Below are 10,900 nucleotides of genomic sequence, written 5' to 3'. Positions count from 1 at the left end.
TTTCCAGCGGCAATCTTGGTGAACTTGCCGCTCTAAATCGAGCAGCGTGCAATCCCCCTCCAGCTGCCATTCGCCCTCGACTTTTCTGGTCTCCAAGCCAAAGGCCGCCACGGCTCGCCGCGCCTTTCTTGACACCGAGGCTTGATCCAAGTTGAGCCGTTGGGCCACCCGATCACCGGTGCGCAGCCAGATCAGGTAATCCAGGCAATCCAGTTCATCAAGTCCAATCATTGGCCGCTCAACAACTGACCAGCTCAGGGCGAGACGCCGACAGGGACTGAGCACGCGCACGCAGCTGAGCCACGAGCTGCACAAAGGCGTCGCTGTCCGCGAAACGGCGCTTCACCACCAGGGAATCCCCCAAGGTCAGCCCTGTGGAGAGAGGCAAGGCAACCTTGGCCCCAGCAAAACAGGCCACGGTGTGGGGGCTGCCGTAGCTGATGGTGAGTTGATCCTCGGTGCGCCCCTCCCAACGGCGCGGGTCATGGCGCGTCGTTCCCACTGGAGTGCGCGCCAAACCCAAACCCTTCAGGTGCTGCTGCATCTTCGGGAAAGCCCCATCGGGCAGGGAGAGGACCGGGAATCCCCGTAAATCCTCCAGGGTCAAATCGCCTGGTGACTCCAGCAGAGGGTGTGCAGGATCCACCAAGAAATAGGCGGGGTAACGGCTGAGGGGGACCACGACAAACCTGTCGTCGTCTTCCGGCAGATCGGGATGGCAACCGATCCAGACATCCAAGATCGACTGGCTGAGCAACACCATGGGATAGGGAATCCCCATGAAGTTCGATCGACCGCAGACCCAAGGATCAGAGAGACCCTCGAGATAGGGCGCCCCAGCCCCGTAGATCCCGTCAATGCGCAGGGCATCCTTCCGTTGCCAGCGAGCGAGCTGATGCACCTCCCTCTCGGCATTCAGGAGCGAGAGATCCCCATCCAGGCTCCACTCCCCCTCGAGCTTGCGGGCATCCAGGCCAAGGGATTCGGCGACAGCTTTCGCGTTACGGGAAATGGTGGATTGACTGCAGGAGAGGCGAAGCGTGGCCTCCTGACCTGAGCGCAGCCAGATCAAGTAATCCAGGCAGGACAGACCAAACGGGTCAAACATGAGTTGAAGCCCAGGGCTCGACTGGCTGCCTCAAGTCAGTTCCCCAAGTCCATCGTTGGAAAACCTAGAGATCGCCTGGCCCCCGTTAGTACCGGCAGATACAAAACGATGGCGGACCCAAGGCTGCTAGCCCCGCCGCCAGCGCCAAAGCCCCCAGAGGAGCAGGACCAGCAGCATCCAGGGCAGCAGGGCACGGAGCAACAGCGCTGCCAGCAGCAAGGCCACCGCAGAGACAGCAACGCGCTTGGTTAAAGCCTTGGCCTCATCGGTCATGAAGCGCCAGCGCGGCAGAAGAGGCATCGCTCCCACGGCAATGGAGCCTCCCTTTTAGCCAGGGGCCATGAAGAAGGGCGGCCTGTTGACCGCCCTTGGCACCCGAGCGCCCGAACAGGGGCGTTCTGTTGGTGTCTGCTGCTGTTCTAGGAGTGCTCGCAGAGCAACACCATGAGTAAAAAAACCGGTCTCTTCAGCGTCCTGAGCCATAAAAAAGACGCTGGCCCCCCAGCGCCTTCAGTTCCCCATCCCCATCGGAGATGCACACACGTTATGGAGCAGATCTGCGCTGCGCTATCGGTATAAACACCGGCTTTCAACAGTCCTAGGAACACAGTCTCTTCCAACTGTTGAAACCAAAGCAGAGCTTTTGAGCCCTGCCACGCAGAGCCGCGTTACTTGAGGGTGACCCCGCTGCTCTAGCCATGCGGATCCAACGCAAAGGGCACTATCTGCTGTTGTTCTGGCAGAGCAAGCAGGACGGATGGATCAACACCCTGATGATTGATCTGCTGCATCCCGCGCGCAGCAAAAAGATGGTTCTGGGCTAGGCGCCGCGATTTCGATCCAAGATGGATGCCAGTGAGCCCGGCCCCATGGTGTCCCTGCGTCAGCTGCTGCCCCTGCCCCTTGCCGCTGCTGCAGTTCTGAGCGGCGGAGCGGGGCTGGCGGCTGACCCCTACGTTCCCTTCCCCAGCGAAGAGAGCCTGAAGGAGTTGCAGCTGATCACCATCAGCTGCGCCCGCGACAACAGCGCCGCCAGCTGCTCACGGTCCCGAGAGCTCGCCGATCCACTGATGGATCACCCCCGACTTCCCGCCAGCTGCAAGGACCTGCTCTGGAGCATCCTTGAGAAAGCCAAACCCGCCTCAAGCAACAGCTATCAACGGCGGGAAGCCTTAAGCGATCCAGCCCAGCGCCTGCTTTTGGTCTGCCGCAGCCTGGAGTTGGCCAAGCCCGAAGCCAACCAGCCCCAAGCCCCTGACAGCCAGAAGAAGAGCGGCTTTGGCTTTGGCGGCAGCTAGTTCCGCCGCATCACCTCTGGAATCAAGAACATCGGTCTAACTTGGTGCCCCCTCGGCTCTCACCGATGACCAGCGGCGTGCGGCAGATCGCTCTCGAGACCCCCTTCTCCGATCAAAAACCAGGCACGTCGGGGCTACGCAAGAGCAGCCGTCAGTTCGCAACGCCCCACTACCTCGAGAGCTTCATCGAGGCGATCCTGCGCACGGTTCCCGGGATCCAAGGCGGCACCCTGGTGGTCGGTGGCGATGGCCGCTTCGGCAACCGTGAAGCCATCGGTGTGATCACCCGCATGGCCGCCGCCCACGGTGTGGGCCGCATCATCACCACCAGCGGCGGAATCCTCTCCACCCCGGCCGCCTCCAACCTGATCCGCCAGCACCAGGCCACGGCCGGCATCATCCTTTCGGCCAGCCACAACCCCGGTGGTCCCGACGGTGATTTCGGAGTCAAGGTCAATGGCGCCAATGGCGGTCCGGCCCCCGAATCCCTCACGGACGCGATCTACGCCTGCACCCAGACCCTGGATGGCTACCGCATCCTCGAGTCCGCGCCGGTCGACCTTGATGCCGTCGGCCAGCAGACGGTGGGAGATCTCCGCCTGGAGGTGATTGATGGGGTTGATGACTACATCGCCCTGATGCAGAAGCTGTTCGACTTCGATCAGATCAAGGCGCTGATTCAAGACGACTTCCCGATCGCCTTCGACGCGATGCACGCCGTCACGGGCCCCTACGCCACCCGACTGCTCGAGGGCCTGCTGGGGGCACCGGCGGGAACGGTCCGCAACGGCAAGCCCCTGGAGGATTTCGGTGGTGGGCACCCCGACCCGAACCTCACCTACGCCCACGATCTAGCCGAGCTCCTGATGGAGAGCGATGCCTATCGCTTTGGTGCGGCCTGCGATGGCGATGGCGACCGGAACATGATCCTGGGCAACCGCTGCTTCGTGAACCCCAGCGACAGCCTGGCGGTGCTGACCGCCAATGCCACGCTGGCGCCGGGCTATGCCCAAGGGCTCTCGGGCGTCGCCCGCTCCATGCCCACCAGCGCCGCCGTTGACGTCGTCGCCAAGGAGCTCGGCATCGCCTGCTTCGAGACACCCACCGGCTGGAAGTTCTTCGGCAACCTGCTGGATGCCGACCGCATCACCCTCTGCGGTGAGGAGAGCTTCGGCACCGGCAGCAACCACATCCGAGAAAAGGACGGACTCTGGGCCGTTCTCTTCTGGCTGCAAATCCTGGCCAGCAAGCGCTGCTCGGTGGCCGAGATCATGGATGCCCACTGGAAGCGCTTCGGCCGGCACTACTACTCGCGCCATGACTACGAAGCGATCGCCAGCGAGAAGGCCCATGGCCTCTATGACCGCCTCAAGGGCATGCTGCCCTCACTGGTGGGCCAGGACTTCGCCGGCCGCCGCATCAGCACGGCCGATGACTTCAGCTACAGCGATCCGGTGGATGGCTCCCTGACCAGCGGCCAGGGCCTGAGGATCCTGCTGGATGACGGCAGCCGCGTTGTCTTCCGCCTCTCCGGCACCGGCACCCAAGGCGCCACCCTGCGGCTGTACCTCGAGAGCTATGTGCCCAGCAGCGGTGATCTGAACCAGGATCCCCAGACCGCCTTGGCCGACCTGATCACTGCAGCCGATGCCCTGGCTGAAATCAAGACCCGCACGGGCATGGACCGCCCGACCGTGATCACCTGATCAGCCCTAACCCCGTGCCGTTGGAGCGCCAAACCAGCGCTCCTCCAAGTTTTTGATGGCGACATAGAACGGCGGAACCACCCCAAGCGACAGCACCGTGGCGACCAATAGGCCACCAAAGATCACGGTGCCGAGGGACTGCTGGCTGTTGGCTCCCGCCGTGGTGGCCACCACCAACGGGAAGAATCCCGCCAATGAGGCGATGGCCGTCATCAAGATCGGCCGCATCCTCGACTCAGCTGCGGCAATGGCAGCCTCGCCGTAGGACATCCCCGATTCCAGATGCTGCTCGGCGACCTCGACGATCAGGATGCCGTTTTTCGCGGCCAAACCAATCAAGGTCACCAAGCCCACCTGGGCATAGATATTGAGATCAATCGAGCGCAGGGAGAGGAACGCCAAGGCGCCGAGCATCGCCAAGGGCACCGTCATCAGGATGATCACCGGGGTGACGTAGCTCTCGTACTGGGCGGAGAGCACGAGATAGACAAACAACACCCCCAGGCCAAAGACCAACACGCTGGCGCTACCGGCCGAGAGCTGTAGAGCGGCAATCCCCGTAAAGGCATAGCCGATGTTGTTGAAATCAAGGGCCTTGAATTGTTGTTGGATCGCACTGAGCGCCTGACCAGAACTCTTACCCAAGGCCTGAACACCCTGAATCAAGACCGTTCGGTAGAGGTTGTAGTGGCTGATGACCGGCGGTGCACTGGAGAGTTCAGACGAGGCGAACTCCGAGACCTGCACCAACTTGTTGTCGCGGTTGCGTACGTAGTAGCTCAGGATGTTCTCCAACCCCTGGCGACCGGCGGGCTCGGCCTGGACATAGATGTTGCGCACCTGACCGCTCTCGTAGGTCAGACCGGAGTAGTTACCACCCGCCAAAATGGCGATCGTCTGCATGGCCTGCTGAAAGTCGACATTCAGCGCACCCAGAATCGATCGATCGATCTTCAGTCCAAAGGCTGGAGCGCTTGGAACAAACTGGGTATAGAGGTTGGAATAGGCGCCGCTGGCCTGACCCTGGCTGACCAGTTGCTCCGCCAGTTGATCCAACTGGGTGAAGGTATAGGCACCATTACTGAGGTCGTTGAACTGGAAATAAAAGCCCCCTTGCGCCGAAAACCCTGGGATGGCTGGGGGTTGAGAAGCCGCCGCCAGGCCACTGCTGAAGCGGGACAACTTGGCATTCAGGCGATCAACAATCGCCGGGGCTTTGTTTTCGGAGCCTGAGCGCTCATCCAGGGGCTTCAGCCCAAAGAAAAACAGACCTTGATCGGGGCTATTGCCGTTAAACCCAGCACCACTGATCACACTGCCTGCTGTGATGTTCTTCTCCTGCTTGAGCACCTCGGCGATCTGCATGCCCACCTGTTGGGTCTGAGAGAGGGACGCTCCGTTCTGAAGTTGGTAGATCCCCAGGCCATAGCCCTGGTCCTCCTCAGGGATGAAGGCCGTGGGTAGGGCATTGAAGGCAATGGCGGTGGTCACAATCCCAGCCCCCAAACCCATCAAGATCCAACGCCGGCGGTCGATCAGCCAGTGGAGGAGACGCCCATAGCCCTGCTCCAAGCGAGCAAAAAAGGCATTGAAGCGATCAAAGATCAGAGCCAGCCGACTGCCGGCAAAGCCAAACCCCGCAATCCCCACGACATAGGCCAGGGGGCCAAAGGAGGCGGCGCTGAATTTTCCAAAACCCAGCCCAATCACCAGACCAGCCACGGTCCAACGCCAGCCTTCTGGGCGCGGAGGCTTCTCAGTCTTCAAGATCAGCCCCGCCATCATCGGCGAGAAGGTCAGGGCGTTAAACGTCGAGATTGCGATCGAGAACGCGATCGTCAAGGCGAACTGGCGGTAGATGATGCCGATCCCACCGGGATAAAACGCCACCGGCACAAACACCGCCATCAGCACCAGCGAGGAAGCAATGATCGCTCCGATCAATTCGCCCATGCATTCGAGGGCGGCCTGACGCGGTTTCATTCCCTGCTCAAGGTTTTTGGCCACCGCTTCAATCACGACAATGGCGTCATCCACCACCAGGCCCGTGGCCAAGACCAGGCCCAGCAAGGTGAGTTGATTGATCGAAAAACCAAAGGCCTTCATGAAGGCAAAGGTGCCCACCAAGGAGATCGGAATCGCCAGGCTCGGAACCACCGTGGCGCGCCAGTCCTGCAGGAACAGAAAGAGGATCACCAGCACCAACACAATCGCCAAGCCCAGGGCATCGGTGACCCCTCCAACGGCGGACTCAATGAACTGCCCGACGTTGTAGATCTGCTGCACCGTCACCCCCGGAGGAACCTGAGCGCGGAACTGATCCATCAGGTTCACCACCGCCTCGCTCACCTGCAGGGCATTGCTCTCGGGGGTCTGATAAACGCCGACGGTGATCGCGGGGTAGCCATTGATATCACTCCCTTCCGTCGCAAAGGTGTTGAAGCCATAGGTGGCTTCTCCCACGTCCTGCAAGCGCAGCAGATTGCCCTGGGGAGAGCGACCAACGATCAACTGGTTGAGCTGATCAACCGAGACCAAGTTGCCATTGTTCTCCACCAAGATCGGATAGGTGAAGAGCTGATTTCCCCCCGCCGGTGGACCACCGACCAGGCCGCCAATGGCGACGGAGTTCTGACTGCGAACAGCCGAGACCACCTGATCAGCGGTCAGCTGGTTGGCCGTGAGCTTGTTCGGATCGACGAACAGCCAAAAGGCCGGGTTACTCCCGCCAAACAAGGTCGCTTGGGCAACCCCTGGAATGCGCTCCAGCTGGTAGTAGAGCTGCTCGTAGATCAGGCCATTGAGATAGGCGCGATCGAACTGCCCCTCCGAGGAGGAGACCTGATAAGCCAACAGGATCGAGGGGGTCGTTTGGATCACCGAGACCCCCGTGTTGCTCACCTGCGATGGCAATTGGGGCATCGCCAAGGACACCCGGTTTTGCACATTGACCTGGTCAATGTTGATGTCAGTGCCTTCGTCAAAGAAGACATTGACCGTGCTGGCACCGGTGTTGGTCGTCAGCGAGGAGATGTAGGCCGCTCCCGGCACGCCGTTGATCTGCTGCTCGAGAACGTTGGTGACCGCCTGCTCCGTCACCAGGGAGTTCGCCCCGCTGTAGTTCGCCGTGACCTGGATCTGCGGTGGGGCGATGTTGGGAAGGTTCTCGATTGGCAGGGTGGGAATCGCAATCAGTCCCACCAGCACGATCAAGATGCTGCACACCGTGGTGAGCACCGGGCGCTTGATAAACCGATCCGAGAGCGACATCGCAGCTGCTCCCTAGGGCTTGCTGGCCGGAGCGATGGTCACGGGCAAACCCGTTCGCAGCAGAGCCGTGTTGCTGACCACCACCTGATCCCCAGCCTTCAAGCCCGAACGCACGGGGTAGCGGTTGTGTTGGAGATCGCCCAGTTGAACCGACGTCTGCACCACGATTGGCGTCGAGCCGGGCATTGAGGCCAGCCGCTTTTTCTGTTTTTCGGGGACGGTCTTGGAAGCTTTGATCTTGGGCAGGGCCTCCGAGAGACGAACGATCCGATAGACAAAAGGCTGCTGGGCTTGCATCAACACCGCCGACACCGGGACCGAGAGGGACTGCTGGCTTCCGGTGATGATCCGGTTCAAGACGTACTGGCCCGTCTTGAGTTTGCCGGTGAGGTTGGGGAACGCCGCCTTCACCAACACCGTGTTGGGCGAAGAGCTGTTGCCGCTGACGCCGAAATAGGGAGAGATAAAGACCACCTTGCCGCTCCCCTCCACCGGCGGATTGCCCTGGGTGCGCAGCAGAACCTCCTGGTTCAGTGCGACGCGCGAGGCTTCCGTCGCAGGAACATCCATCAACGTCCAGAGGGTGGAGTTATCAACAATCCCGGTAATCGCCTGCCCCTTGCGGACGTAATCGCCGAGCTTCACCGTGTCGAGATCGCCAATCTCTCCATCGATGGGAGAGGTGACGTACTTGTATCCCAGAGTGGCGGCATCGGAGCGCACCCGCTCGGCACTTTGAATCGCCTGGGTGACGTAAGCATCCCGCTGTTTGGTGGAAACAGCGCCCTGTTCATTCAAAAAGACGTAGCGCTCGGCATTAAGGCGGTCCTTGCGCGCCTCGGCCTTGGCCGAATCCAGTGCCGCGGTCTGCTGCACGTTGTCGAGCACCAAAATCGGCTCGCCCGCTTTCACCTTCTGCCCCTGCTTCACCAGGATCTTCACGACCCGGCCATCGGCCTCGGGCCTGAGCGAGACATCGGTGGTCGAGCTCAAGCGACTGATGACATCAATCGATGGATTGAACTCAGCCGAACCAATCGTTTGGACCTGAACGGCCGTCGGCTGGCGTTGGGGTTGCTTGGGCCCACAGCCCACCAACAACAGCAACAACGGCAGGGGAGCCAGCAGGCGCCGCACGACAGTGACTCAGGAATCCGCAACCTAGGGATGCTGAAGGGTTCTGTCCCGCGGATGATGGAGATCGACACCTCATTCGGCGCGGCTTGAGCGATCTCTTCAGCCATCACGGTGAGCAGCTGCGCCAGCACCATGCCCCCCTGGCTGATCGCCTCAGGCCCAGGAGCCTCGACGACTTTCAAGGCCAGGAGGAGATCCTCGGACCCGGTCGACTGCTGCGGCGTGCCATCAATGCCGACCGTGTCGGCAACCTGATTTTTTACGGCCCACCGGGCGTCGGCAAAACCACCCTGGCCCGGATCATTGCGGCCACCACCCGGGCCCACTTCAGCAGTCTCAATGCCGTCCTCGCCGGCGTGAAGGACCTGCGCCACGAGGTCGATGAAGCCAAGCGCCGGCTCGATCAGCACGGCCTGCGCAGCCTGCTCTTCATTGATGAGGTGCACCGCTTCAACAGCGCGCAACAGGATGCACTGCTGCCCTGGGTGGAAAACGGCACGGTCACCCTGATCGGAGCCACCACCGAAAACCCGTTCTTTGAGGTCAACAAAGCCCTGGTCAGTCGCTCACGGCTGTTTCGGCTTCAGCCCCTCGAGAACCGGCACCTGCATCAACTGCTCGAGCGGGCCCTGCGCGATCGGGAACGGGGCTATGGAGAGCGGCCCGTCCAGATCAGTCCTGAGGCCGCAGCACATCTCGTCGAGGTGGCCGGCGGCGACGCCCGCAGCCTGCTCAATGCGCTGGAGCTGGCGGTGGAGACGACGGAGCCCGATGGCGAGGGACAGATCGTCATCACCCTGGCCATCGCCGAAGAATCCATTCAGCAGCGGGCCGTTCTCTACGACAAACAAGGGGACGCCCACTTCGACACCATCAGCGCCTTCATCAAGTCCCTGCGCGGCAGCGACCCCGATGCCGCTCTCTTTTGGCTGGCGAAAATGATCGAAGCCGGGGAGAACCCCCGTTTCATTTTCCGGCGCATGCTGATCTCCGCCGGGGAAGACATCGGCCTGGCGGACCCCCAAGCCGTCGTGGTCGTTGAGGCCTGCGCCGCGGCCTTCGAGCGGGTGGGTTTACCGGAAGGCCTCTATCCCTTGGCCCAGGCGGCGCTCTATCTGGCCTCCACCGAAAAAAGCAACAGCCTGCTCGGCTTCTTTGACGCCCTCAAGAACGTCAAAGCCAGCAACCGCCAGGCGGTGCCGGCCCATCTGCGCGACGCCAACCGCGACGGCAAGGCCTTCGGCGATGGCGTCGGCTACCGCTACCCCCATGCCTACGCCGAGCACTGGGTCGCCCAGCAATACCTACCCAGCGATCTCCAGGGGCAGGTCTTCTGGCAGCCGGGAACCCTGGGTTGGGAAGGGGAGCGCCGCCAACGGCTGCAGCAGCGACGTGCCGCCCAGCTCGCCGCGGCCGTTGAGCATCAGCAGGAGCTGGGCGAGATGCTCAGCAGCGGTCCGGATGACCCCGAGCTCGAGCGCTGGATTCAACGGCAGTCCGGCAGCGAAGGGGAACGCCTCGATCGCCTCCGCCAGGAGCTCTGGGCTGATGCCCCTTGGCAACGGCATGACCGGGTACTCCTGCTCGAGGCCCGCTCCCTGCTCTGGGCCCTCGATCCCCTGCAGTGCTGCCCCGAAGGCGGTGTGGTGATCCACGCCGCCAGCAGCGCCGACCAAACGCGACTGGGCACACAACTGGAGGTTCTCGACAGCCTGGAGCGCCCCCAACTGATCCCAGACCTCAGCGCACTCGAGGGAAGCGGCCAACGCTTCGAATGGATTGCCAGCCGGCATCCGCTCAAACACAGCAGCCCCGAGGAACTCGAGGCCGCAGTTGCCGCCTTCACGGCACTCGCTGCACCGAAGGCCCGCCTGCGCCTGCTCTTCAGCCAGCCCCAGCTGGGTCCCGCGGGAGGACTGAAGCACGCGGGAACGCCCGCCGATGCGTTGGCCGTCCTGCTGGAGAGAGTGATGGCGATCGAGCAGACCATCCTCAGGCCCCAACCCGAGCCCAACGCGCTCGAGGCCGCCCTGATCCAGCAGGGCTGGACCCTGGAGTGGAGAGCGTGGGAGGAACGGCTGGCACTACCGATTAACGAGGGATTGCTCGCCCGTTGGTTTGCAGCGGATGCCCCCTACCGCCAGCAGCTCAGTCAAACGCTCAGCCCAGCTGAGATCGATCGCCTCAAGGCCGAGCTCCAGCAACGCCTGAAGGGGACGCTGCCGCAGTTGCTGGAGCATCGACTCCTCAGCGCTCGCCGTTCGGACTAAGACGACAAAAAAGCCCCGGCATTGCCGGGGCTTTGGGATGGATCAACCGATCCGCTGGATCACCAGAGACCGCGCACGGGCTGCTTGACCGGCTCGGGAGCTTCGGCGGTG

At 62.1% G+C, this 10,900-nt stretch carries 8 protein-coding genes and 1 pseudogene; 4 read left to right on the top strand and 5 right to left on the bottom strand.

Annotation, left to right across the window (positions count from 1 at the left end; all coding sequences use genetic code 11):
• From QZ186_RS10455 to QZ186_RS10445, 3 genes and pseudogenes are all read right to left on the bottom strand, one after another.
• Positions 1–231 (bottom strand): annotated as a pseudogene (locus QZ186_RS10455) (hypothetical protein); the annotation flags it as partial.
• 7 nt (positions 232–238) lie between these two features.
• Positions 239–1,108: a LysR substrate-binding domain-containing protein gene (locus QZ186_RS10450; protein ID WP_296416711.1), complete on the bottom strand. Its 870-nt coding sequence runs from the start codon at positions 1,106–1,108 to the stop codon at positions 239–241.
• A gap of 126 nt (positions 1,109–1,234) precedes the next feature.
• Positions 1,235–1,408, bottom strand: a complete 174-nt coding sequence (locus QZ186_RS10445) for a hypothetical protein (protein ID WP_198001890.1) — start codon at positions 1,406–1,408, stop codon at positions 1,235–1,237.
• Between the two features lie 398 nt (positions 1,409–1,806).
• Here QZ186_RS10445 and QZ186_RS10440 point away from each other — a divergent pair, with 398 nt between their 5' ends.
• The 3 genes from QZ186_RS10440 to QZ186_RS10430 all read left to right on the top strand — a co-directional run bounded on the left by QZ186_RS10440 (position 1,807) and on the right by QZ186_RS10430 (position 4,112).
• A complete protein-coding gene (locus QZ186_RS10440; protein WP_256463396.1) occupies positions 1,807–1,932 on the top strand; it encodes a hypothetical protein in 126 nt (41 codons plus the stop codon).
• A 45-nt stretch (positions 1,933–1,977) separates the two neighbouring features.
• On the top strand, positions 1,978–2,406 hold the full coding sequence (locus QZ186_RS10435) for a hypothetical protein (RefSeq protein ID WP_296416710.1): 429 nt from the start codon (positions 1,978–1,980) through the stop codon (positions 2,404–2,406).
• A gap of 65 nt (positions 2,407–2,471) precedes the next feature.
• Positions 2,472–4,112, top strand: a complete 1,641-nt coding sequence (locus QZ186_RS10430) for an alpha-D-glucose phosphate-specific phosphoglucomutase (RefSeq protein WP_296416709.1) — start codon at positions 2,472–2,474, stop codon at positions 4,110–4,112.
• Between the two features lie 6 nt (positions 4,113–4,118).
• Here QZ186_RS10430 and QZ186_RS10425 read toward each other — a convergent pair whose 3' ends face one another.
• Together QZ186_RS10425 and QZ186_RS10420 are read right to left on the bottom strand one after the other, a co-directional pair.
• The gene (locus tag QZ186_RS10425; protein WP_010313089.1) at positions 4,119–7,382 is read right to left on the bottom strand and encodes an efflux RND transporter permease subunit; all 3,264 of its coding nucleotides are present in this window, start codon (positions 7,380–7,382) and stop codon (positions 4,119–4,121) included.
• A gap of 12 nt (positions 7,383–7,394) precedes the next feature.
• A complete protein-coding gene (locus tag QZ186_RS10420; RefSeq protein ID WP_247479548.1) occupies positions 7,395–8,519 on the bottom strand; it encodes an efflux RND transporter periplasmic adaptor subunit in 1,125 nt (374 codons plus the stop codon).
• A gap of 86 nt (positions 8,520–8,605) precedes the next feature.
• Between QZ186_RS10420 and QZ186_RS10415 the strand changes: the two genes are divergently transcribed.
• Positions 8,606–10,789, top strand: a complete 2,184-nt coding sequence (locus QZ186_RS10415) for an AAA family ATPase (protein ID WP_296416708.1) — start codon at positions 8,606–8,608, stop codon at positions 10,787–10,789.
• Positions 10,790–10,900: the final 111 nt, after the last annotated feature.

This window comes from Vulcanococcus sp. DEBay_Sum29NL08_54 (assembly GCF_017859255.1).
Classification (GTDB): domain Bacteria; phylum Cyanobacteriota; class Cyanobacteriia; order PCC-6307; family Cyanobiaceae; genus Vulcanococcus.
Note: the sequence above shows the minus strand (reverse complement) of the source record. Positions and strands in the feature narration are given on the sequence as shown.